Source organism: Lacinutrix gracilariae (genome assembly GCF_042684485.1).
Classification (GTDB): domain Bacteria; phylum Bacteroidota; class Bacteroidia; order Flavobacteriales; family Flavobacteriaceae; genus Oceanihabitans; species Oceanihabitans gracilariae.
In genome coordinates this window covers 38,337-62,581 of record NZ_JBHULM010000012.1, presented here as the reverse complement: position 1 = coordinate 62,581, position 24,245 = coordinate 38,337, and the positions used below count along the sequence as shown (strand labels likewise).

The 24,245-nt window shown below is 31.2% G+C and carries 23 protein-coding genes; 10 read left to right on the top strand and 13 right to left on the bottom strand.

Translation table 11 applies throughout. The features are described 5' to 3' along the window. The first annotated feature begins 80 nt into the window (after positions 1-80). Positions 81-1,751 carry an alkaline phosphatase PafA gene (gene pafA, locus ACFSSB_RS15190; protein WP_379905821.1) on the top strand — a complete coding sequence of 557 codons (1,671 nt, stop codon included), beginning with the start codon at positions 81-83 and terminating at the stop codon, positions 1,749-1,751. A gap of 84 nt (positions 1,752-1,835) precedes the next feature. Here pafA and ACFSSB_RS15185 read toward each other — a convergent pair whose 3' ends face one another. The 7 genes from ACFSSB_RS15185 to rsfS all read right to left on the bottom strand — a co-directional run bounded on the left by ACFSSB_RS15185 (position 1,836) and on the right by rsfS (position 7,028). Continuing rightward, on the bottom strand, positions 1,836-2,174 hold the full coding sequence (locus tag ACFSSB_RS15185; RefSeq protein WP_379905819.1) for an SdpI family protein: 339 nt from the start codon (positions 2,172-2,174) through the stop codon (positions 1,836-1,838). Next, positions 2,171-2,437, bottom strand: a complete 267-nt coding sequence (locus tag ACFSSB_RS15180; RefSeq protein ID WP_379905817.1) for an acyl-CoA-binding protein — start codon at positions 2,435-2,437, stop codon at positions 2,171-2,173. Before ACFSSB_RS15180 ends, ACFSSB_RS15185 begins: the two co-directional genes overlap by 4 nt. Beyond that, on the bottom strand, positions 2,437-3,087 hold the full coding sequence (locus tag ACFSSB_RS15175) for a phosphatidylserine decarboxylase family protein (RefSeq protein WP_379905815.1): 651 nt from the start codon (positions 3,085-3,087) through the stop codon (positions 2,437-2,439). Before ACFSSB_RS15175 ends, ACFSSB_RS15180 begins: the two co-directional genes overlap by 1 nt. Then, complete coding sequence (locus ACFSSB_RS15170; RefSeq protein WP_379905814.1) at positions 3,077-3,898, bottom strand: phosphatidate cytidylyltransferase; 822 nt, start codon at positions 3,896-3,898, stop codon at positions 3,077-3,079. The genes ACFSSB_RS15175 and ACFSSB_RS15170 overlap by 11 nt, the downstream gene beginning before the upstream one ends. A gap of 76 nt (positions 3,899-3,974) precedes the next feature. Beyond that, entirely contained in the window at positions 3,975-4,583 is a 609-nt protein-coding gene (locus ACFSSB_RS15165) for an LUD domain-containing protein (RefSeq protein ID WP_379905812.1), read from the bottom strand. Between the two features lie 117 nt (positions 4,584-4,700). Then, a complete protein-coding gene (gene ftsH / locus ACFSSB_RS15160) occupies positions 4,701-6,626 on the bottom strand; it encodes an ATP-dependent zinc metalloprotease FtsH (RefSeq protein ID WP_379905810.1) in 1,926 nt (641 codons plus the stop codon). A 30-nt stretch (positions 6,627-6,656) separates the two neighbouring features. Continuing rightward, a complete protein-coding gene (gene rsfS / locus ACFSSB_RS15155; protein ID WP_379905808.1) occupies positions 6,657-7,028 on the bottom strand; it encodes a ribosome silencing factor in 372 nt (123 codons plus the stop codon). 86 nt (positions 7,029-7,114) lie between these two features. Between rsfS and ACFSSB_RS15150 the strand changes: the two genes are divergently transcribed. Next, positions 7,115-7,846 carry a biotin--[acetyl-CoA-carboxylase] ligase gene (locus ACFSSB_RS15150; protein ID WP_379905806.1) on the top strand — a complete coding sequence of 244 codons (732 nt, stop codon included), beginning with the start codon at positions 7,115-7,117 and terminating at the stop codon, positions 7,844-7,846. On the opposite strand, the gene ACFSSB_RS15145 is transcribed toward ACFSSB_RS15150, so the two are convergent. Then, positions 7,843-8,238, bottom strand: coding sequence for an SRPBCC family protein (locus ACFSSB_RS15145; RefSeq protein WP_379905804.1), 396 nt, complete (start codon positions 8,236-8,238; stop codon positions 7,843-7,845). The genes ACFSSB_RS15150 and ACFSSB_RS15145 overlap by 4 nt on opposite strands. A gap of 26 nt (positions 8,239-8,264) precedes the next feature. Further along, complete coding sequence (pyrE, locus tag ACFSSB_RS15140) at positions 8,265-8,909, bottom strand: orotate phosphoribosyltransferase (protein ID WP_379905802.1); 645 nt, start codon at positions 8,907-8,909, stop codon at positions 8,265-8,267. Positions 8,910-8,999: 90 nt separating this feature from the next. On the opposite strand from pyrE, the gene ACFSSB_RS15135 reads away from it, so the two are divergent. Both ACFSSB_RS15135 and ACFSSB_RS15130 read left to right on the top strand, forming a co-directional pair. Further along, entirely contained in the window at positions 9,000-9,581 is a 582-nt protein-coding gene (locus ACFSSB_RS15135; protein WP_379905879.1) for an NUDIX hydrolase, read from the top strand. Between the two features lie 346 nt (positions 9,582-9,927). Further along, entirely contained in the window at positions 9,928-12,969 is a 3,042-nt protein-coding gene (locus tag ACFSSB_RS15130) for a T9SS type A sorting domain-containing protein (RefSeq protein WP_379905800.1), read from the top strand. 69 nt (positions 12,970-13,038) lie between these two features. Here ACFSSB_RS15130 and ACFSSB_RS15125 read toward each other — a convergent pair whose 3' ends face one another. Continuing rightward, entirely contained in the window at positions 13,039-14,772 is a 1,734-nt protein-coding gene (locus tag ACFSSB_RS15125; protein WP_379905798.1) for a M14 family metallopeptidase, read from the bottom strand. 98 nt (positions 14,773-14,870) lie between these two features. Between ACFSSB_RS15125 and ACFSSB_RS15120 the strand changes: the two genes are divergently transcribed. Together ACFSSB_RS15120 and ACFSSB_RS15115 are read left to right on the top strand one after the other, a co-directional pair. After that, positions 14,871-16,532, top strand: a complete 1,662-nt coding sequence (locus ACFSSB_RS15120) for a SulP family inorganic anion transporter (RefSeq protein ID WP_379905796.1) — start codon at positions 14,871-14,873, stop codon at positions 16,530-16,532. A 105-nt stretch (positions 16,533-16,637) separates the two neighbouring features. Further along, the gene (locus ACFSSB_RS15115; protein WP_379905794.1) at positions 16,638-18,815 is read left to right on the top strand and encodes a tetratricopeptide repeat-containing hybrid sensor histidine kinase/response regulator; all 2,178 of its coding nucleotides are present in this window, start codon (positions 16,638-16,640) and stop codon (positions 18,813-18,815) included. On the opposite strand, the gene coaD is transcribed toward ACFSSB_RS15115, so the two are convergent. Continuing rightward, positions 18,805-19,263 (bottom strand): pantetheine-phosphate adenylyltransferase, encoded by a 459-nt coding sequence (gene coaD, locus ACFSSB_RS15110; protein WP_379905792.1) that lies wholly within the window; start codon positions 19,261-19,263, stop codon positions 18,805-18,807. The genes ACFSSB_RS15115 and coaD overlap by 11 nt on opposite strands. A gap of 92 nt (positions 19,264-19,355) precedes the next feature. Next, positions 19,356-20,336: a D-alanine--D-alanine ligase gene (locus ACFSSB_RS15105; RefSeq protein WP_379905790.1), complete on the bottom strand. Its 981-nt coding sequence runs from the start codon at positions 20,334-20,336 to the stop codon at positions 19,356-19,358. A gap of 141 nt (positions 20,337-20,477) precedes the next feature. Between ACFSSB_RS15105 and ACFSSB_RS15100 the strand changes: the two genes are divergently transcribed. The 3 genes from ACFSSB_RS15100 (at position 20,478) to yaaA (ending at position 23,202) form a co-directional block, all read left to right on the top strand. Beyond that, the gene (locus ACFSSB_RS15100; protein WP_379905788.1) at positions 20,478-21,032 is read left to right on the top strand and encodes a PASTA domain-containing protein; all 555 of its coding nucleotides are present in this window, start codon (positions 20,478-20,480) and stop codon (positions 21,030-21,032) included. A 71-nt stretch (positions 21,033-21,103) separates the two neighbouring features. Further along, positions 21,104-22,144, top strand: coding sequence for an RluA family pseudouridine synthase (locus ACFSSB_RS15095; protein ID WP_379905786.1), 1,041 nt, complete (start codon positions 21,104-21,106; stop codon positions 22,142-22,144). A gap of 299 nt (positions 22,145-22,443) precedes the next feature. Further along, complete coding sequence (yaaA, locus tag ACFSSB_RS15090; RefSeq protein ID WP_379905784.1) at positions 22,444-23,202, top strand: peroxide stress protein YaaA; 759 nt, start codon at positions 22,444-22,446, stop codon at positions 23,200-23,202. Positions 23,203-23,257: 55 nt separating this feature from the next. Here the strand turns inward: yaaA and ACFSSB_RS15085 are convergent, their stop codons facing one another. Continuing rightward, complete coding sequence (locus ACFSSB_RS15085; RefSeq protein ID WP_215968596.1) at positions 23,258-23,389, bottom strand: 30S ribosomal protein THX; 132 nt, start codon at positions 23,387-23,389, stop codon at positions 23,258-23,260. Positions 23,390-23,513: 124 nt separating this feature from the next. Here ACFSSB_RS15085 and ACFSSB_RS15080 point away from each other — a divergent pair, with 124 nt between their 5' ends. After that, positions 23,514-24,236 carry a TRAFs-binding domain-containing protein gene (locus ACFSSB_RS15080; RefSeq protein WP_379905782.1) on the top strand — a complete coding sequence of 241 codons (723 nt, stop codon included), beginning with the start codon at positions 23,514-23,516 and terminating at the stop codon, positions 24,234-24,236. Positions 24,237-24,245 lie beyond the last annotated feature (9 nt).

Sequence of the window (24,245 nt, the reverse complement as noted above, 5' to 3'; positions counted from 1 at the left end):
ATTTAACGATAAATTAATTGAAAAAGGAAAATTTAAAACTCATAAAAGCTGTATTTTTGTTCTAAAATTATATTTCAATTATGAAAAACTTACTGTATGTTTTTGTTTTTTCCTTGTTTTTTGGTTGTAAAGCACAAACAAATTTAACAACACAAACCAATCAAGATACTATAACAGAATTAAATACAAGGCCAAAATTAGTTGTTGGTATTGTAGTAGACCAAATGCGTTATGATTATTTGTCACGTTTTTATTCTAAGTTTAGTGAAGGTGGATTTAAAAAATTAATGAACCAAGGTTTTAACTGTAAAAACAACCACTATAACTATATACCAACCTATACAGGACCAGGTCATGCTTCTATATATTCTGGAACAACACCAAAATACCATGGTATTATAGCTAATAATTGGTACGATAAAGAAAGTAAAGAAAAGGTGTATTGTGCAGGAGATAATACTGTAAAATCTGTTGGTACAGAAGCTAATTCAGGATTAATGTCTCCAAGAAGACTGAAAACTACTTCTTTTGCTGATGAAAATAGATTGTTTACCCAAATGCGAGGAAAAACCATTGGTATTTCTTTAAAAGATAGAGGTGCCATTTTACCAGCAGGACATACTGCAAATGCAGCATATTGGTTTCATGGTAAAGACGAAGGAAACTGGATTACAAGTTCTTTTTATATCCATAGTTTACCAAAATGGGTAAATGATTTTAATAGCTCAGAAGCTGCAGAATCTTATTTAAAAACATGGAATACTTTATATGATATTAATACATATACAGAAAGTGGTGCAGATTTAAATACTTTTGAAGGTGGATTTAAAGGAAAAGAAACAGCAACTTTTCCATATGATTTAAAAGCTTTAAGTAAAGAAAATAAAGGATTCGATATTTTAAAAGCTACAGCCTACGGAAACTCTTTAACTACAGATTTTGCTATTGCAGCTTTAGATGGTGAGCAATTAGGTCAAGATTTTAATACAGATGTCTTAACGGTTAGTTTTTCTAGTACAGATTATGTAGGTCATAATTTTGGGGTAAACTCTAAAGAAGTAGAAGATACTTACTTGCGTTTAGATAAAGATTTAGAACGACTAATTAATGCATTAGATACTAAAGTAGGAGCTGGTAATTATACCTTGTTTTTAACCTCAGATCATGGAGCAGTAGAAGTGCCTTCTTATTTACAAAGTGTAAATATTCCTGCAGGTTATTTTAGTTATAAAGACTTTAAAAGTAAATTAAATGCTTTTATGACTAAAAAGTTTAGTGCTACAGATTTGATTGAAAATGTAAGCAATAACCAAATATTTTTAAATAGAGAACGCATTGGGTTACTTGGTTTAGATTTAAATGCTGTACAAGAAGCTATAGTAAATGAGGTTGTTTCTTATGCAAAAGTAGATAAAGCATATTCTGCTACTACTATGCAAACTACAGATTTTACTAGCGGAATTGAAGAATTATTACAAAACGGATTTAACCAAAAACGCTCAGGAGATGTACTTGTAGTTTTTGATCCAGCAGTTGTATCTTACAGCAAAACAGGTTCTACACATGGTTCTGGTTTAAATTATGATACACATGTGCCACTTTTATTCTACGGAAAAGGAATAGCAAAAGGAAGCACTTTACAAAAAACAAGAATTACTGATATTGCGCCAACTATTTCTGCTCTTTTAGGTACTAGTTTTCCTAACGGAGCAATTGGTATACCTTTAGAGTTTGTACTTGAAAAACAATAAAGAGTATTGCAATAGAGTAGTGTAATAGTCTACTAAAAAATAGATGTAGCTCTATATTCCTGTTTTAAATAACGGAATATAGAGCTATAATTTTTTAAGCTTGTTTTCTGTTTTTACAATTAAAAAAAGAATAGAGCTAATAATTAAAATGGCACTAACAACCATTTCTGCAACCTCTTCAAGGTTTAAAAAAATGTTTAAGGTAGAAATACAGGTTAATGCAACACCAATTAATGCTAATAATTTAGCAGAGTACTTTTGTGAAAAATCCCATTTCTTTTGGTTTTGCATAGAACGATTTGTTCTATAACCATAAAGCATATTAATTTTTTTTGGAGGAAATATTAGCATGATTATTCCTATAATTATAAATATAACACCAACTAAAGCTGGCATTTCTAAAATATAATCAAGAGATATCATTTTCTATATAAAAAGTAATTATTAACTAAGTCTATATAGGTTTGTTTAGCTTCGTCTTGGGTAATTTTTTGAATTTGAAATAAAGCATTGGTTTTAAATGCATTTATAATTTCTTTTCTACTACTAGGTCTACTATAGTCATTTGTAGCCTTTTTGTAGTATGCATATAAACGAAGCAAGAAATCGGCAGGAAAGGGTTCTTTGTGCGCATTTATTCTTGCTACAGCATCTAGGAAAGCGATATCTAATTCTTTAGAAGCCATTATATTTCTGCTATAATACTTTCACCACCACGAACTTTTTGGTTAAGTGAAACTTTAATATTAGTATCTAAAGGTAAAAATAAATCTACTCTCGAACCAAATTTAATAAAACCAGAGTCACTACCTTGTATTGCAGTATCACCAACTTTGGCATAATTTACAATACGTTTAGCTAAAGCTCCAGCAATTTGTCTGTATAACACTTTACCATAGCTATTGCTTTCAACAACTACAGTTGTACGTTCGTTTTCTTCACTAGCTTTTGGGTGCCAAGCTACTAAGTATTTACCAGGATGGTATTTACTAAAAACAACTTTTCCGTTAATTGGGTAACGTGTTACATGCACGTTTATAGGAGACATGAACACACTTACTTGTAACCTTTTTTCTTTAAAGTATTCTTTTTCAAAAACCTCTTCAATAACCACTACTTTTCCGTCTACAGGAGAAAGTACTTGGTTGTCATTATTGACAGTATTTCTTTTAGGGTTTCTAAAAAACTGAAGTATTAAAATTAAGAATATACCAACTACAGCAAATAATAGCGTTTTTAGCCAGTTTAAAGCTATTAATGCATCTATTAATAAATACGAACCTACTACAATAATAAATGTAATAGCAATTATTTTATAACCTTCTTTATGAAACATAATGTATAATTCTTAAAAATAAATAAATAAAAGGAGCTGCAAATATAATGCTATCAAATCGATCTAACAATCCACCATGTCCTGGCATTATAACACCACTATCCTTAACTTTTGCTTGTCGTTTAAACTTAGACTCAATTAAATCGCCTAAGGTACCAAATACACTTACTATTATGCTAATGATTAGCCAATTGGTAAATGTTAATGTGTTTGTATATTCTGCAATAAAATAACTAGATATACAGGCAAAAAATAAACCACCTAGAAAACCTTCAACCGTTTTTTTAGGAGAGATACTAGGAAAAAGTTTTTGTTTACCAAATCTAGAACCAACCAAGTAAGCAAAAGTATCATTAACCCAAACTAATATAAAACAACCTAATAGAATATTAGGATTATATACTGGATAATAATTAGCTATAAGTACTAAAAATACAAATGCACTAGATATATAAAAAATGGTTAGTAACCTTCTTTTAGAACTAAAAAGCGGAATTGTTTTTTCTGAAAACAAATCTTTAATTAATAATAAAAGTACAAAAATAGAAATAACTTGAAGTATTTGTGTAGCTTCATTTAGACCTGTATTAGATTGCATTACTAATTGCCAATAACCAAAAATAAAATAGATAGCAGCAAAAATAATGTAAGATATAAACCCTTTTAACTGAATAAGTTTTTTAAACTCTGCTAAGCATATAACACCAAAAAGAAAGAAAAGAAGAATTAATGCATGTTCATTATACAGTGAAATAATAAGCAGTAGTACATAAATTAATCCTGAAAATGCGCGAATAGCAATGTCTTTCATCTGTTGGGTTTAGTTTTTTAAAAGAAAAGATGTAATTTATAAGTTGGTTAATAAAATGTGTTTTTTACATTTCATCTTAAAGATCTTCTAAAAGCAACAAATATAAGTTTTTTGAACTACTTCCGTAAGATAAGAAGTCTTTTTCATCACAAGATTTAAAGTGCTTAATGGTTGTAATGTTTGTAGGTATCTTTTGTTTGTTTTTAGCCTTTATTCCTTTTAGGCCTTCTCCTATAGTTTCAATAATTTGACTGGTTGTAGAGAAAACAACAAAGTTATCAGGCAATTCACTTAATTTTTTTTCAGCAATTTGATTAGACGAAATAAGTAAAGAACCGTCAATTGCTATAAGATTTTCGCAAGTGGTAAGCATGTATTCTGCTTGCGAAACGATTTTAGTAGATTTTAAATTAGTCTCAGAAAATTTTTCTTTTAAATTCTCATCTATAACAAGGGCATTTGCTTCCTGCCAATTATTTTCATTAATAATTTGTTGCATACAATCAAAGACCTCATTTAAATTTTCGCAATACAAGAACTTTCCACCATTAGTTTTAAAGTTTATAGTAAACCTTTCGTCTATTGGTAGTTTTATTTCTGGCATGTATTTGCCACGATTATCAGATGGTAGTTCTTCTTCTGGTGTTTTAGATTTAGAACCGAAAATTTTTCTAAAAAGACTCATTTAAATTATAGCAGTTAATTCGTTAGCTATAGCGTTTTTCAAAGATAAAAAATCTTAAACTAACCAATGGGTTAATTTAAGATTTTAAATTAATGTTAACAATTTTATTAAAATAATTTATTTTTCTAATAGAGGACGTTCTTCTACTTCAAAAGGACGTTTTCCAAATATTTTTTCTAAATTATCTTTAAATATAACTTCTTTGTCTAGTAAGACTTCTGCCAATTCGGTAAGCTTGTCTTTGTTTTCTTCTAAAAGTTTAACAGCTCTATCGTATTGTTTTTCAATAATATCAGAAATTTCTTTGTCTATTAACTCTGCAGTTTGCTCACTGTATGGTTTAGAGAAACCATATTCATTTTGTCCAGAAGAATCATAATACGTTAAGTTTCCTATTTTGTCACTTAAGCCATAAACAGTAACCATTGCTCTAGCTTGTTTAGTTACTTTTTCTAAATCGCTTAATGCACCTGTAGATATTTTATTGAAAATTACTTTTTCTGCAGCACGACCACCAAGAGCAGCACACATTTCGTCTAGCATTTGCTCTGGTCTAACAATTAAGCGTTCTTCTGGTAAGTACCATGCAGCACCTAAAGATCTTCCTCTTGGTACAATGGTAACTTTTACTAAAGGAGCAGCATGTTCTAGCATCCAACTTACAGTGGCATGACCAGCTTCATGAAATGCAACAGCTCTTTTTTCTGAAGGAGTAATTATTTTATTTTTCTTTTCTAGTCCACCAATTATTCTATCAACAGCATCTAAAAAGTCTTGTTTGTCTACGGCTTTTTTACCTTGTCTTGCAGCAATTAAAGCAGCTTCATTACAAACATTAGCAATATCTGCTCCAGAAAACCCAGGTGTTTGTTTAGATAAGAATTCAAGATCTAGACCTTCTGCTTTTTTAAGCGGTCTTAAGTGAACTTCAAAAATTTCTTTTCGCTCACGAACATCTGGAAGATCTACAAATATTTGTCTGTCAAAACGTCCTGCACGCATTAAGGCTTTGTCTAATATATCTGCTCTATTGGTAGCAGCAAGAACAATCACGTTTGTATTTGTACCAAAACCATCCATTTCTGTTAGTAATTGGTTTAAGGTATTTTCACGCTCATCATTAGAACCTGACATTGCGTTTTTACCTCTTGCACGACCAATAGCATCAATTTCATCAATAAAAATAATAGCAGGCGATTTTTCTTTTGCTTGCTTAAATAAATCTCTAACTCTAGAAGCACCAACACCTACAAACATTTCAACAAAGTCAGATCCAGATAAAGAAAAGAAAGGTACTTTAGCTTCACCAGCTACTGCTTTTGCTAGTAATGTTTTACCTGTTCCAGGAGGTCCTACTAGTAATGCTCCTTTAGGTATTTTACCACCTAATGAGGTGTATTTTTCAGGGTTTTTTAAGAAGTCTACAATTTCTTGTACTTCTTCTTTAGCACCTTCTAAACCAGCAACATCTTTAAAAGATGTTTTTACTTCTGTGTTTTGGTCAAAAAGTTTTGCTTTAGATTTACCAATATTAAAGATTTGACCTCCAGCGCCACCACCAGCACCACCAGACATGCGTCGCATAATAAATACCCAAACACCAATTAAAAGAATAAAAGGTATTAAGCCAATAATTAAATCTCCCCATGCATTAGAAACCGTTTTATTACTTAAAATATCGTATTTGCCAATGGCTTTTAAATCGTTTTCAAAGTTTTGTAAGTCACCAATTTCAAAACTATAGTTTGGTAGTTTTGACGAACTTGGTAAAAAACTAGAAGGTTTCGATTTTTTGTGTATTTCTTTTTCTTGCGCTTCAGGTGTTAAATAAACATTAGCTTCATGTCTATTTATAATTTCAACTTTTGCAACATCATTGTCTTTTGCGAATTCAAAAAATTCTGATGGTGTAATTGTTTTTGCGTCTTGTAAACCACTTCCGTTAAAAAATTGCATTGCAATAAAGATGGCTATGATACCACCATATATCCAATAATAATTAAACTTTGGTTTTTTGCTATTTGTATTTTTGTCGTTTGCCATATATATATCCCACAAAAGTGGTATTCCTTTTTAATAGTTTGTTTCTATAACTGTGGTTTTTGCGTCTCCCCAAAGACTTTCAATATCATAGTACTCTCTAATGTGTTTTTGAAATACATGAACCACTACGTTTACATAATCAATTAAAACCCATTCAGAATTATCTAAACCTTCAATATGCCAAGGTTTATCTTTTAAATCTTTACTTACTCTTTTCTGTACAGAATTAACAATTGCATTAACTTGTGTATTAGAAGTACCTTCACAAACTATAAAGTAATCACAAACTGTATTTTCTATTTCGCGTAAATCTAGAATGTTTATATTTTGTCCTTTTACATCTTCAATTCCAGCTAATATTCCTGTAATTAGTTGGTCAGGATTTGTTTGTTTTTTTGTCATTAATATGAATTAAATTTGTGCAAAGTTATTATTTTTTTAGTTCTTTATAGTGTTAAAAATCTATAAGATTTAAAACCACTAATATAATGCGTATAATCAAACTTAATGCCATCAATTCTACGAATACTTTTTTAAAAAAATTAAGTACGGAAGAAACTGTTGTAGATTATACGGTTGTGCAGACTAATTACCAAACAAATGGTCGTGGACAAATGGGAACTTCTTGGTCTGCAAATACAGGAGAAAACCTTATGTTTAGTGTGTTTAAAGATGTTTCTTTTTTAGGATTTGATCAACATTTTTACATCAGTATTACTGTAGCGCTTGCCATAATAAAAACGCTAAAAGCATATAAAGTTCCTAAATTATATATTAAATGGCCTAACGACATTTTGTCAGAAAACAAAAAGATTTGTGGTGTTTTAATAGAAAATAGTATCAAAAAAAATAATTTTAAAGATAGTATTATAGGTATTGGTATTAATGTAAACCAAACCAATTTTGAAAACTTACCGCAAGCTTCGTCTTTAATAAACCTAACAGGAAACGTTTATAATATAGATGAACTTTTAATACATTTAATTAAGAACTTGAAGTATTATTTTACCGTTTTAGAAAATGGTAATTATGAAGAATTAAAGAGTACTTATGAAAAGTACTTGTTTAGAAAAAAGAAACCTTCTACGTTTAAAGACATAGAAGGTAATATGTTTTCTGGTATTATACAGTCTGTTTCGCAAAGCGGAAATCTTCAAGTACTTTTAGAAGATGCTGTATTAAAAGAGTTTAATTTAAAAGAAATAAAACTTTTATATTAAACTGCTGCAGGCATGTTAGCCGTTAAGGTTTCAATAAATTTACTAATAGGTCCTTTTATCATCATTGCCATCATAGCATTAAACTCACCAGCAAAAATTAATTGAACTTCACTAGTTGATTCTGAAAGAGCTATAATATTTGCAGTTAAAGAAAAGTCTATTTTTCCGCCAGCTGCACCTAAAACAATTTTATTTGGCGCTTCTGCTTCTTTCTTTTTTAAAATAATTTCTGGCATACCTTTTAAAGCAAAAAGAAATTTGTCGGTATCTAAAACTTCAAATTTGTTAATGTTTTCAGGCATTAGGCTTTCAAAGTTTTTTACATCACTTAAAAAATCAAAGGTTTCTTGAGCAGATTTATTTAAGGTTACTTTTGGAGATTCTAGTTTCATATTCTTGTTTTTTTACTTAAAGGTTTTCAAAAAGCGTTCCATTCACTTGGATTTGCATTCCAATCTTTTAAAGTTGCTAATTGATCTTCGGTAATATACTTAGTGTCTAAGGCTTGATCTAATAAATTTTCATAATTGCTTAATGTATTTAAGGTAATGTTTTCTTCCGCAAAATTTTGCGTAGCAATATCAAAACCATAAGAAAAAATGGCAACCATTCCTTTTACGTTGGCATGTGCTTCTTTTAAAGCTCTTACAGCATTTAAGCTGCTTTTTCCTGTACTAATTAAGTCTTCGACAACAACAACATTTTGTCCAGATTCTAAAAATCCTTCAATTTGGTTTTTTCTACCATGTGCTTTTGCTTCTGGTCTTACATATACAAAAGGAAGTCCTAAATACTCTGCAACTAACATTCCTATACCTATAGCTCCTGTAGCAACACCTGCAATTACATCTGGTTTACCATATTGTAATTCAATATGCTTTGCCATAGTTTCACGAATGTAATTTCGTATTGGAGGAAAAGATAAAATGATTCTGTTGTCGCAGTATATAGGAGATTTCCATCCAGAAGCCCAAGTAAATGGTTCTTTCGGACTAAGTTTTATAGCATTAATTTGCAATAAAACTTCTGCGGTTTTTTTGGCTGTGTCTTTATTAAAAATCATAGTACAAAACTACATATAAATTTAATTTTTATACTATTTGTTTTGAGCAAAAAAATGATATTTTTACAAAACCTAAACATACTAAATAAAATGTATCAAGTTTTTGTAAGCGACAAACCTATAGTACTAACGCATATAGTAGAAAAAGAATCTGGTTTTAAAAACTACTTACTTGATTCTGTGAATATTGGAAAAGTTATTAAAGAACTTAATACTACTTCGCTTAAAGAAGTAAGGTTAATACATAAAAACCCAGAAAAACTCCTTAAAAAATTTTTAAAACTCTTGCCTAATGTAGTTGCTGGAGGTGGAAAAGTTTTTAATGATAAAGGCGAAATACTTTTTATTTATAGAAATGATAAATGGGATCTGCCTAAAGGAAAAGCAGAACTTCATGAAACCATTGAAGAAACTGCTGTAAGAGAAGTTGCTGAAGAAACTGGTGTTGCTGGTTTAAAAATTATAAAACCCTTACAGACTACGTATCACATTTTTAAACGTAACGGAAAGCATAAAATCAAGATTACTTATTGGTTTGAAATGCAAACAAACTTTTCCGGAAAATTATATCCTCAAGAAAACGAAGGAATTACTAAAGTAGCATGGCTTAACGCTAAAGAAAGCCAAGAAGCTTTAGAGAATAGTTATGCTAATATTAAACTCTTGGTGTAATTAATTATATTTTTTTTAAAGATGAAAATGATCTTTTTAATGTTCTTCATTAAAAACCTATCTAATAAACAGATGTTTCTCGATGTGTTAATTCTTACAAATCAGTCTTTTCTGTAATACATATCTTTAAAACTCCTTTGGTTTTGTAGCTAAAATCAACAATGCTTTTCACTAAGTAACACTTTTTTTACCTTAAAAATACACGGAATAACACCTGTTTTTACTGGTGTATTATAGCTTTTTATAAGATATTTCTGTCTAAAAGATTTTAAAAAAAGTTAGACAAAAACTTTGTTTCTGGTCTTTAATTCTTTAATTTTGAGTGTAATAAGAAAAACAAACAATTATGAAAGCAAAACTAATCAACAGGAACTCCAGATTACAAAACCTACTTTTCATACTTACATTATTTTTTTCTATAACTTCTTTTTCACAATCCAATAATTGTGAAGCGTATGCAGGAACACTTACTGCAAATGATGAACTTGTAACTATAATGGATGGTACAGCAACCATTTCGGCCACGCCAAATGGAGATATGTTTGTGCCTGACGATTTTATGGTAATTTATGGATTAACACAAGGAGAAGAGCTCTTGCTGCTAGCTGGTTCTCATACTCCAGAATTTCAGGTAACAGAACCAGGAAATTATACTATTCATACTTTAGTATACAATCCTGATACTGCTAACTTAGGTCTTATTAATTTAGGTAGTACCACTGGTTTTGATGTAAATGCTTACTTAATACAAGGAGGCGGAATGATTTGCGCATCCTTAGATGTAGCAGGAGCAGCAATAGCAGTAATGAGTTGTGATGCTTCCGCAGGAACACTTACCGCAGACATGGATATGGTTTACTTGGCAGATGGAGCAGCAATGCTTTCAGCTACAGCAAATGGAGATGCTAATATTCCAGAAGGTTATGAAGCATTATATGTATTAACCGAAGGCGAAGGATTAGTAATTCAGAATGTAGCAGCAACACCCAATTTTGAAGTTGCAGCAGCTGGAAATTACACCATTCATACTTTAGTATACAACGCAGAAACCTTAGATTTAAGTATTGTAGTACCAGGAACAACTACCGGTTTTGATGTAAACGGATTGTTATTACAAGGAGGCGGAATGATTTGTGCATCTCTAGATGTAGCAGGAGCAGCAATAGCAGTAATGAGTTGTGATGCTTCCGCAGGAACACTTACCGCAGATATGGATATGGTTTACTTAGCAGATGGAGCAGCAATGCTTTCAGCTACAGCAAATGGCGATGCTACTATTCCGCAAGGTTATGAAACATTATATGTATTAACCGAAGGCGAAGGATTAGTCATTCAGAATGTAGGAGCAACACCAAGTTTTGAAGTTACAGCAGCTGGAAACTACACCATTCACACTTTAGTATACAACGCTGAAACCTTAGATTTAAGTATTGTAGTACCAGGAACAACCACAGGATTTGATGTAAACGGATTGTTACTACAAGGAGGCGGAATGATTTGTGCATCTCTAGATGTAGCAGGAGCAGCAATAGCAGTAATGAGTTGTGATGCTTCCGCAGGAACACTTACAGCAGACATGGATATGGTTTACTTAGCAGATGGAGCAGCAATGCTTTCAGCTACAGCAAATGGCGATGCTACTATTCCGCAAGGTTATGAAGCATTATATGTATTAACCGAAGGCGAGGGATTAGTCATTCAGAATGTAGCAGCAACACCAAATTTTGAAGTTACAGCAGCAGGAAACTACACCATTCACACTTTAGTATACAATGTCGAAACCTTAGATTTAAGTATTGTAGTACCAGGAACAACCACAGGATTTGATGTAAACGGATTGTTACTACAAGGAGGCGGAATGATTTGCGCATCCTTAGATGTAGCAGGAGCGGCAATTTCAGTAATGAGTTGTGACGCTTCCGCAGGAACACTTACCGCAGACATGGATATGGTTTACTTAGCAGATGGAGCAGCAATGCTTTCAGCTACAGCAAATGGCGATGCTAATATTCCGCAAGGTTATGAAGCATTATATGTATTAACTGCAGGTGAAGGATTAGTCATTCAGAATGTAGCAGCAACACCAAATTTTGAAGTTACAGCAGCAGGAAACTACACTATTCACACTTTAGTGTATAATGCAGAAACTTTAGATTTAAGTATTGTAGTACCAGGAACAACCACAGGATTTGATGTAAACGGATTGTTACTACAAGGAGGCGGAATGATTTGTGCATCTCTAGATGTAGCAGGAGCAGCAATAGCAGTAATGAGTTGTGACGCTTCCGCAGGAACACTTACCGCAGATATGGATATGGTTTACTTAGCAGATGGAGCAGCAATGCTTACTGCCACAGTAAATGGCGATGCTAATATTCCAGAAGGTTATGAAGCATTATATGTATTAACCGAAGGAGAAGGATTAGTAATTCAGAATGTAGCAGCAACACCAAATTTTGAAGTTACAGCAGCAGGAAACTACACCATTCACACTTTAGTGTACAATGCAGAAACCTTAGATTTAAGTATTGTAGTACCAGGAACAACCACAGGATTTGATGTAAACGGATTGTTACTTCAAGGAGGCGGAATGATTTGCGCATCTCTAGATGTAGCAGGAGCAGCAATAGTAGTAAGTGCAATGGATGTTTGTTTGGCGTCATCTGGTACTATGTATAGTAGTAGCCCAATAAGTTGTTTGAGTTCTGGTCAAGCAACTATAAACGCAATGCAAAATGAAGCAGCTAATATACCAGAAGGGTACCAACAGTTATTTGTTTTAACCGAAGCTTTTTCTTTAACTATTATAGGTGTTTCGGCTACTCCTGAATTTGATGTAACAAACTCTGGTTTCTATCGTATACATAGTTTAGTGTATCGTCCAGATACTTTAGATTTAAGTGTTGTTGTGCCAGGAACTACTACAGGTTTTGATGTGTTAAACATTATAAGTGATAATAATATATGTGCATCTCTTGATGTACATGGAGCAATAAATCTAGTAATTAGTAATAGATGGTTTTGTTATTTCTTTAATTACTACCACAGAACTGGAGTGAGCGATGATAAAACAGTAAATAACTTTGTAAATACGTACAATAGTTTTGAATCTTTTAAAAAGGATTTTATTGAAAACAATACAGAAATAAAAATGTATCCAAATCCAGTAAGGGATAATTTAAATATGGATATTGTTTTGTTTGATAATGAAGTAATGCATTATACTTTATTAGATATGAGTGGAAGACAAATTAGTAATGGAACAATTAATACCGCAAATGATGGAAAAGAAAAATTAAATGTTAGTGCCTTACAAAACGGAATGTATTTAATGCGACTACAATCAGATTACAGAACTGTAGTTAAAAAAATACAAGTCAATAAGTAAGTTTAATTGTTTAGTTACTTTTGAAAGAGTCGTTGTTATTATTTACAACGGCTCTTTCTATTTTAGTTATTATTCTACACGATAAACAGGATATTGTAAATGTGCTTTTTCATAGTTTTCACTTTGTTTATGTAGCCAATCTAATTGTGCATACCAATTATTTGCAAAATCTTTATTAAAAGATTTTTTGGTGTTAAATGCTATTTGCAGTTTTGGGTTTTGTGCTAAAAGAGCTTTTGCTTTGTCTTCCCAAACATAAGGCGAAAAATGTTCTTTTTGTTGCAAAATAGTATCGAAAAAATTCCAGTTAAAAAAAGAATCTGGAGCTTGTGGTTCTAGTGTTTCTAATAAGTAGCGAAGTGCTCTCTGGTTGGTGTTAATAATAAAGTCTCCTTCTCGGAAAGTGATTTTTTCAGAAGAAGATTTTACCGTAGTATTATAATGTGGATAATGGCCTTCATAGGCTTGCTTTCTAGTTTCGTATTTGTCAATGGTATAAGCTGAAACTTCTAAAACAGTATCGTTTTTTAAAGTTTTCATTTCTACATTATTTCCTTTTAACCGTTCAATTACGTTCCACCAACCTTTAGGTATCACATAAGCGCTAGGTATACTTACAGAATCTGTAGGTTTAAAGTAATTTAAATAGTTTATTTCTTTGGTAAAAGGTTTTGTAGTGTCATACTTTAAGCGTTGTTGTCCTGTGATTTTACTAGGTATCATTGCTCCTTCAAATCCTTTAAAATTTAAGGTAGAAGTTTTGGTAGTGTCTACTTGCCAATTTAAAGGGTAGGTTTTGTTTGCTAAAAGTTTTTTGTTGTAATTAGCACGAAGCTCTTTTATTTTTTTACCGTCTTTTTCTGTTATTTCAAGCATGCTTTTCATTAACTCATAGGTTCCTTCTACACGCTGTTTGTATGGTTTTAACATGTGCGTTTCTACCATCATTCCTAACGTATTAAACAGCGTTGTGTAACCAGTAGAATATCTTGGCGAATCCATAAATTGACTAAAACCAGTTTCAGGAACTGTATTAAATACATTTACATAAGGAGTAATATCCCAATTTTTAGCAGCAAGTTTTTCTTCTAAATTAGGCATCATAATGGTGTGTAAATAGTTTCCTAAATCACCACCAAGTTTGTTATGTTGGGTAAACAAATGGGTTAATGTGTATTGGTAATCGGCTCCATTGCTTACATGATTGTCTATAAAAACATCAGGCTGTACTTTATGAAATATTTTAGCAAAAGTTTTTGCGTTTTTGGTATCACTCTTAATAAAGTCTCTGTTTAAATCATAGTTTCTAGCATTTCCTCTAAAACCATATTCTTTCGGACCATTTTGGTTGGTTCTTGTGGTACTGTTTCTATTTAAACTTCCGCCAACATTATAAACAGGTATAGTAACTAAAACAGTGTTTTGTGGTGCTTCTATTTTTCCGTTAGCAAGATCTCTAAATAATAGCATGGTTGCATCAATACCATCAGATTCTCCTGGATGTATACCATTATTGATGAATAAAATTTGTTTGTTTTTTCTTATTTCTTGAAAATTAAAATTCTTTTCAATATTCCATGTAACTATATGTAACGGTTTGCCAGCATCTGTTTCGCCTATAGCTTCTATAGTAATTTCCGGAAAAGCTTTGGCCAGCTCTGTGTAATAGTTTATTACTTCAGGATAGGTAGGTGTTTCGGTACCTTGGCTTTTTTCAAAAGTAGTAGTGAAATCAAAATTTAAATCTCTTTTTTCGGTTTTACAAGCTGTAATTAAAATGAATAAGAAAAATATTTTCTTCATCTTCAAACGTTTTAGTAGGTTGTTAAGCGACAAATATAGCAATATGCTCTTGTGTTTTTGTTAATTAACTGTACTTTTGCTGCTTCAAAAGCAAAGACATGACAGAGTTTATAAGAAAAATAGTTCCTAATGCAAAGGATGACGTTTTAGCAGGAATAACAGTTTCTCTAGCAATGATACCAGAAGTAGTAGCGTTTGCGTTTGTTGCGCAAATAGATCCTTTAATGGCATTGTCAGGAGCATTTATTATAGGATTAATTACTGCTATTTTTGGAGGTAGACCAGGTTTAATTTCTGGTGCTGCAGGTGCAGTTGCTGTTATTTTTGTGACTATGATTGCAGATGGGCATACCAAAGGAATGCTTATGGATACACCTATTGAAAATATGGGTTTTTTCTATTTGATGGCCTGTGTGGTGCTTATGGGAATTATTCAAATATTTGCAGGTGTTTTTAAACTAGGTCGCTTTGTTCGTTTAATTCCGCATCCTGTAATGATGGGGTTTGTAAACGGTTTATCTATTGTTATTTTTATGGCTCAGGTAAAAATGTTTTCGCATAAATCATTACAAGTTTCTGAAGCAGGAGTAAAAGAGTATATAAGCACATATATGCAAGGAGCAGAGTTATATACTATGATTGGTTTAGTGTTATTAACTATGGGAATTATTTGGGGTTTACCAAAAATTACTAAAAAATTACCAGCAGCATTAACGGCTATTTTAGTAACTAGCCTTATTGTTATTGGTTTTAATATGGATGTTTCTACGGTTGGTTCTTATATTATTGAAGGAGGAGGAACTGGCTTAAAAGGAGAATTTCCTACACCTAATATGGAGCTTTGGGAAAAACTTCCTTTTAACTTAGATACCTTAAAGTTTATTGCGCTACCTGCATTTTTAGCAGCTTCGGTTGGTTTAATAGAAACGTTAATGACCATGAATTTAGTAGATGAGTTAACAGAAACTAGAGGAAACGGAAATAGAGAATGTGTTGCGCAAGGAGCTGGAAATATTGTTAGCGGACTTTTTGGAGGAACAGGAGGTTGTGGTATGATTGGTCAAACTGTAATTAATATTAATGCAGGAGGAAGAGGTAGATTGTCTGGTATCATGATGGCTGTTACTTTATTGTCGTTTATTTTATTTGCAGATAAATTAATAGAAATGGTGCCAATTGCAGCCTTAGTTGGTGTTATGTTTATGATGGTTATTGAAACCTTTGCATGGTCTAGTTTTAGAATTTTAAAGAAAATACCAATGTCTGATGCAGTGGTACTTATTACAGTGTCTTTAGTAACTGTATTTGTAGATTTAGCTGTTGCAGTTTTTGTTGGTGTAATAATTTCGGCATTAGTTTTTGCTTGGGAAAACGCTAAAAAAATTAGAGCAAGAAAACGTGTTAAAGAAGATGGTACCAAAGTATACGAAATTTGGGGACCTCTTTTCTTTGGAAGCATCTTAGCTTTTAATGATAAGTTTGATGTAAAAAATGATCCTGAAAAAGTTGAAATAGATTTTGTAGAGTCTCGTGTTAGTGACCATTCTGCTATTGAAGCTATTTTTAATTTAGTAGGTAAATATGAAGCCGAAGGAAAAAGCATCAAACTAAAACATTTAAGCGAAGATTGTAAGTTGTTGCTGTATAAATCTAGCCCTAAATTTAGAGATGTTATTGTTGAAGATATAGAAGATCCAAGATATCATTTAGCAGCAAATCCTGAAGATTTTCCAAAACCACTTTCAGAATATAAATTATAATAAAAACGATTCGATACGAATTTTATCGAAAAAGTACGTTTTTATTGTGTTAATTTATTCTTATGTTTCATAGGTTTAGTATATTGTATGCCATAAATTTAACCTATGAAACGTGTATTATTCGCAGTATTACTTTTTGTAACTACGCCTTTATTACTTCAAGCACAAGATATATCAGATAAAGAAGTAGATTCTATCAATGAAGTGCTCTTACGTGTAAATGACTTAAATAATAAGAGTGAGTATGGTAAAGCTATTGAGTTAACTAAGAAAACTCTAGAATATTTAGAAGGTTCAAAAAGATACAAGCTTATAGGTAAAGCCCATAATGGTCTAGCATTTTCTTATGCAGAATTAAAAGACAAAGACAAAGCTTTTGAATATTCTTTTAAAGCACTCGATTACTTTATAAAAGCAAAAGACACACTAAGTATTGTTGTAATATATAATGATATTGGAGTGACTTATGATGATTTTGGTATGATTGAAGATGCCAATAAAGCCTACCAACAAGCAATTGATGTTTCAAGACTTACTAAGCCTCATAAATATATAATCTACCCAAATGTTAATATAGCTAAAAACTTAATAGAGTATTCTAGTGATTATGAAAAGGGTTTAGGTTATTTAGATAAAGCAATGCAATCTGCTAAAGAGCTTGGCTTAGACGAAAAAAAAGACCACATTTTTGTACAGATTTTTTTAAGTTATGCCTATGCTTATCATAAATTAAAACGATTTGACGAGTCTGAAATTTATTTTCAAAAAGCAATAGATTTAGCTAGTAAACAAAAGTATTTACGTTCTATTCAAGAGATATATAGTAAAAAAACAAAGTTGTATAAAGAGGATGAGAATTATAAGGAAGCTCTTAATATGATGGATAAGTATATTGAAATTAAAGATTCTATTAATACCTTAGATAATATGTCTCTAGCTAAAACTATAGAGGCAAGATATAAAGTAAAAGAAAGCGAAGAGAAGCTTAGTTATTTAACAAAAGAAAAAAACATTAAAGAGGCACAATTAGTAAAATCTAATCAATTTATGGCGCTTCTTAGCATATTAATAGCGCTATTAATTTTAACTACTTATTGGACTGTAAAAAAGAATAAACAATTACAAGTGGCTCGTGATGTTGCAGAAAACTTATCTAGAGTAAAAAGTGATTTTTATTCCGAAATTAGCCATGAGCTGAGAACCCCTTTATATGCTGTTATTGAGTTGTCAAATCTATTGCAAAAAGAAGATCTTAATGTGCAACATAAAGAATATCTAGAGTCTCTACAGTTTTCTGGAAATCAATTGTTGTCTTTAATTAATAATATTTTAGAGCTCAATAAAATGGATTCAGAAACCATTAAAATTGAACAAACAAAATTTAGTTTAAAAGGTATTATTTCTAATACTATTGATAGTATTGAGTTCGCCTTGAATGAAAGTAATAATGAGATTTCTTTACATTATGATGATGCTATACCTAAGGAGCTTGTTGGAGATTCTTTAAAGTTAACGCAGATCTTTATTAACTTAATTTCTAATGCTACAAAATTTACCAATGATGGTACTATTACTGTAACTGCTAAAATGATTAAAGAGGATGAAAATGATGTAAAAATTCATTTTGAAGTAAAAGATACAGGTCTTGGTATAGCAAAGGAAAAACAAAGTCTAATATTTAAAAATTTCTATCAAGAACATGCTAAAATTGAAAAATCGTATAGAGGAACAGGGCTTGGATTATCTATTGTAAAAGAGATACTAACAGCAATGGGAAGCGAAATAAAAATAGAAAGCGAAGAAGGAAAAGGTAGTACGTTCTATTTTGATTTAAAATTTAATAAAGCAGAAGAAACTCGTAGTTTAGATAATTTACACATAAAGCAATTAAAAGAAATTGAAGCGAAACGAGTTTTAATAGTCGATGATAATAAAATTAATCAACTAGTAACCAGAAAAGTGGTAGACCATTTAAATATAAATTCTTCAACGGTAGACTCTGGACAAAAAGCTATAGATTTAATTAAAAAAGAATCTTTTGATTGTGTGTTAATGGATTTACATATGCCGCAATTAGATGGTTATGAAACCACTAAGCTTATAAGAGAATTTAATGCCGAAATACCAATTGTTGCTTTAACAGCAGCTTCTATAGATGATGTAGAAGAAAAAATAAAACAACAAGGTATGAATGGCTATATATTAAAACCTTTTAATACGCCAGAATTTGTAGCAACCTTACATGAAGCTATTTACTCTAAAAACACAGTGCTTATAGCTTAATTCTAACGCTATCAGGAACTAAAACGGTATAATCACCATTGTTTCTTATTACTTCTCTAACAATGCTAGAACTTATGTATGATGTTCTTGCTGCAGTTAAAAGAAAAACGGTTTCTATTTTAGATAATTTTCTGTTGGTATGTGCAATAGCTTTTTCAAATTCAAAATCTGCAGGATTACGTAAACCACGAAGTATAAATTGTGCTTTTACTTCTTTACAAAAATCTATAGTTAAACCTTTATAGGTAACCACTTTTACTTTAGGTTCGTCTTTAAAAGTTTCTTCTAAAAAGCGTTTTCTGTCTTCTAAAGAAAACATATATTTTTTTTCAGAATTTACTCCAATCGCTACTATAACTTCATCAAAAAGTTTAACACCACGTTTTATAATATCATAGTGTCCTAGCGTTATTGGGTCAAAAGATCCCGGAAAAAGTGCTCGTTTCATTTAAAATGTGTTTTTTATTCTCATGTAAGTGAGAATCTATAATAACAAATATAATCATTTATAAGCAGTTGTATACTGCTGTAAATACCTTCTTATTGTAACGCTTCAATAATAGTGTTTTCAAATAATTCAGGAAGTGTAATTCCTGCTACTTCTGCTTGCTGAGGTAAAATACTTTGTCTGGTTAATCCAGGAACTGTATTTATTTCTAGTAAATGTGGTTCGCCATCTTTAAAAATAAATTCGCTTCTGCTAAAACCTTTCATTTTTAAAATTTCATACACTCTTTTAGCAATGGTATTCACTTTGTCTTCTTGCTCTTTAGTTAATCTAGCAGGAGTGATTTCTTGCGATTCGCCTAAATACTTCGCCTTATAATCAAAGAAATCATTATTAGGTACAATTTCTGTAATTGGTAGTACTTTAGTTTCTCCTTTATAAGTAATTACTCCAACAGAAACTTCAGTGCCATCTAAAAAAGATTCAATAATAATTTCATCGTCTTCTTTAAAAGCAACATCAATGGCGTTTTGCAAATCTTCCTTTTTGTACACTTTGGTAATACCAAAACTACTTCCTGCTTTGTTTGCTTTAACAAAACAAGGTAATCCTACTTTTTTAATAATGGCATCCTCATCTGTTGCATCGCCCAAATTAATATAAAAACTTTCAGCAGTTTTAATTCCGTAAGGTTTTAAAATGCTTAAGCAATCTCTTTTGTTGTAAGTAATACTCGCTTGGTACATACCACAGCTAGTTTGTGGTATATTAAGTAAATTAAAATACGCTTGCATATAACCATCTTCTCCAGGAGCACCATGAATGGCGTTAAAAACACAGTCAAAAGTAATTTTTTGGTTTGCAATGGTTACAGAAAAATCATTTTTATCTATGTTAAACTCTGCATTGTTAGCATCTACATAAACCCATTTGTTTTTAAAAATGTGTATTCTGTACGCGTTGTATTTATTGGTGTCAAGTAGCTCATAAACTACGTTTCCGCTTTTTAAAGAGATTTCATATTCGCTAGAATATCCTCCCATTATAATGGCAATATTTTTTTTATTGGTCATATTTTTTAATTTCTGTACAAGCAGAAACCTTTATTAATTTATACTAAAATGGCATTAAATTTAGTTAAGCTAAAATATCATTAATTAATCAAAAGTAAAAACAGTTCTGTTTTTATATATTTGCCTATCTAAAATAAGATCATGAGTATAGTTAAATTTATTGCAAGTAAAACATTTTTAAAGCATCTTGGCTTAGCCATTTTAGCTATAGTAGTACTAACTTTTCTTGTGTTAAGATGGTTAAGCTACACCACCAATCATGGCAGTTTTGAAACTGTTCCAGAATTAAAAGGAAAATCTATAGAAGTAGCAGAAATAGATTTAAAATCTAATAATTTGGTAATGCAAATTCAAGATTCGGCAAATTACAATCCTAATTACCCAAAATATTCTGTAATAGATCAAGATCCTCCTTCTGGTGAAAAAGTAAAAAAAGATCGTAAAATTTATATAACCTTAAACCCTTCTGGTTATCGTAAAGTACAAGTGCCAGATTTAAGAGAACGTACATTCAGACAGGCAAAACCAATGTTAGAAGCCTTAGGTTTTTCTGTAGGTAAAATAACTTATGTAGATTACTTAGGAAAAGATGAGGTGGTACGTTTAACTTTTAAAGGCGAAAAAATAAATGCTGGAGATTTACTGCCAAAAACCTCTAAAATAGATGTAGTTTTAGGAAACGGAAAAAGACAATAGTCTTGTTAACCCAACAATTACAAAATAATACTTAAATTTATTTTAAGCCAAGTCGAAAGACAACATTAAGGATGATAGAAGACTACACACCAGAAAACGAAAACCAAGAAGATGACCTTTATGAGCATCATGCTTTTACGGTAGATAAAGGGCAAGCTCCTTTACGAATTGATAAGTATTTAATGAATAAAATTGAAAACGCAATTCGAAATAAAATACAAACAGCAGCAAAAAACGGAAATATCTTTGTTAATGACCAACCTGTAAAATCTAATTATAAGGTAAAACCTTTTGATGAGATACGTATTAAATTTGCGCATCCACCATTTGAAAACCTATTGGTAGGAGAAGATATTCCTTTAGATGTGGTGTATGAAGATAATGAACTTCTTGTAGTTAATAAGCCAGCAGGAATGGTAGTGCATCCAGGACATGGTAACTATTCTGGAACATTAATAAATGCGCTTATTTATAGATTTGATAACCTGCCAAACAACTCTAGTGAGCGTCCAGGATTGGTGCATAGAATTGATAAAGATACAAGCGGACTTCTAGTAGTTGCTAAAACCGAAGAAGCCATGGCACATCTATCTAACCAATTTGCCAAAAAAACAAGTGAGCGCGAATATGTAGCTCTAGTTTGGGGAAATATGGAAGAAGATGAAGGTACCATTGAAGGAAATATTGGTAGACACCCAAAAAACAGATTGCAAAATACAGTGTATCTTGGTGATGAAGCCGATAACGGAAAACCAGCAGTAACACACTATAAAGTTTTAGAGCGTTTAGGATACATTACTATGGTTTCTTGCAAGTTAGAAACAGGTAGAACACACCAAATTCGTGTGCACATGAAACACATAGGACACACACTTTTTAACGATGAGCGTTACGGAGGAAACCTTATTTTAAAAGGTACCACTTTTACCAAATACAAACAGTTTGTAGATAACTGTTTTAAAATCTTACCAAGACAAGCGCTACATGCAAAAACACTAGGTTTTGTACACCCAAAAACAGGTGAGTTTATGCGTTTTGAGTCTGAAATTCCAGAAGATATGCAGCAATGTATTGAAAAATGGAAACACTATGCAAAGCATGTAGATAATTAGTTTTAAAATGGAGTACAGCCCAACCAAACTAAGGTAAAGTTGGGCGTTACACTACTTCGCAAAAGGCTTCGTAGTGTCGTGCTTTACGTTATATCTTTTTTTCGTGCCTCAAAAAAGGATGCCACTGCAATCACTAACGCAAATTATATTTCATAACAAACACTTATACTCGTATAGAATATTTCAGTTTACATCATTAAAAAAGTAAAGATGTAAGTTGTAAATTTGAGGTATAAGAAATAGAATTTTAATTATAAGATGCGCTTTCCGTTTTCACGGAAATGAAAAATAAATACTCAATGAAATTAGTTATATCTCCAGCAAAATCTCTAGATTTTGAAACCCAATTACCAACAACAAAAAGTACAGAAGCTGTTTTTTTAAACGAAGCAGAACGCTTAAATAAATTGCTAAAAAAGAAATCTGCAAAAAGCCTATCTACGCTTATGCATATTTCAGATAATCTTGGGCAACTTAATTATGAGCGTAATCAAGAATGGACCTTACCGTTTACCAAAGAAAATGCAAGACCTGCAGTATATACTTTTTCTGGTGATGTATATAAAGGTTTAGATGCTAACACTATTGCAACAGAAAAATTAGATACCTTACAAAATACGGTTCGTATTCTATCTGGACTGTATGGTGTACTTAAACCATTAGACTTAATACAAGCCTATAGACTAGAAATGGGAACAAAAATGCCAATAGGTAAAAACAAAAACCTGTATGAGTTCTGGAAAAAGAAAGTTACAAAAGCTTTAAATGAAGAGCTTGAAGAAGGAGAACTGTTTTTAAACCTAGCTAGTAACGAGTATTTTAAAGCTGTAGACGTAAAAGCATTAAAAGTACCAGTAATTACTGCAAACTTTAAAGATTTAAAAAATGGTAAGTATAAAGTAATATCCTTTTTTGCAAAACAAGCAAGAGGAGCAATGGCTAGGTATATTGTAGATACAGACGCCAAAACCATCGAAGATTTAAAAGGATTTAATTATGATGGTTATGGTTTTAGTGAAGCCATGTCAACAGAAAAAGAACTGTTGTTTATTAGGTAATCTAATTCCTGAAAATACAGAAATCCATAACTAGGTATTACTAAAAAAGCAAAGATTAAGCCTTCGCTTTTTTAGTAATGTCTATTTTAGCTTCTGGTTTTATACGCTTTTTTATTCTTGGTCTTCTAGCGCCAAAAGTACCTCTGTGTATTTTACCTCGTTTTGTTTTTTTGTCTCCTTTTCCCATAAATATTTATGTATTATTTTTCCTAAAGTATTAAATTTTCAATTACCTTTAATATACAAAAAATCTCTCTTTTTTATATTCTTTTTTATATTCTTTTTTAAGCTTTAAAAATTATTTAACATCTATGTACTTTTATTTTATAGTAGCTTTACAAGCATTTTGTATTTATCATCTTGTTAAAAATAGAAGAGAATATTATTGGGTTTTCTTAATTATTTTCTTGCCTCTTATAGGTTGTATAATCTACCTTATAACACAAGTGTATAATAAAAAAGATGCCGAAAAAGTATCTAGTGAAATTGTTTCTATTATTAATCCTACCAAAAAAATAAAGGATTTAGAAAAAAAGCTAGAATTTGTAGAAACCTTTCAAAATCATGTGAATTTAGCAGGTGCATATTATGAAATAGGAGATTATGAAAAAGCAATTAAACAGTATGAAACGGTTTTAGATACAGACCATCAATATGACTTTTATGTTATTAGCAGTTTAGTTGCTTCTTATTATAAAATAGAAGACTTTAATGCTGTTGTGCGCTATGCAAAACAAATACTAAATCATCCTGAATTTAAAAAGTCAAAAACGCAGTTTCTTTATGGTTTAGCTTTACAAAAAATTGGTGAAGACGAAGCAGCAGAAGCCCAATTAAAAGCAATTGATGTAAGATATTCTAATTATGAAGAGCGTTTGGTTTTAGCAAAATTTTTAATGGCTAAAAATAAAACAGAAGAAGCAAAAGATATTTTAAATGAAATCTTTGCTGAATCTAAAAACATGACAAAAACCAATAAAAATAAATATAGAGCCACTATTACAGAAGTAGAAAAACTAATACAGGAATTTTAATTGGTTTTA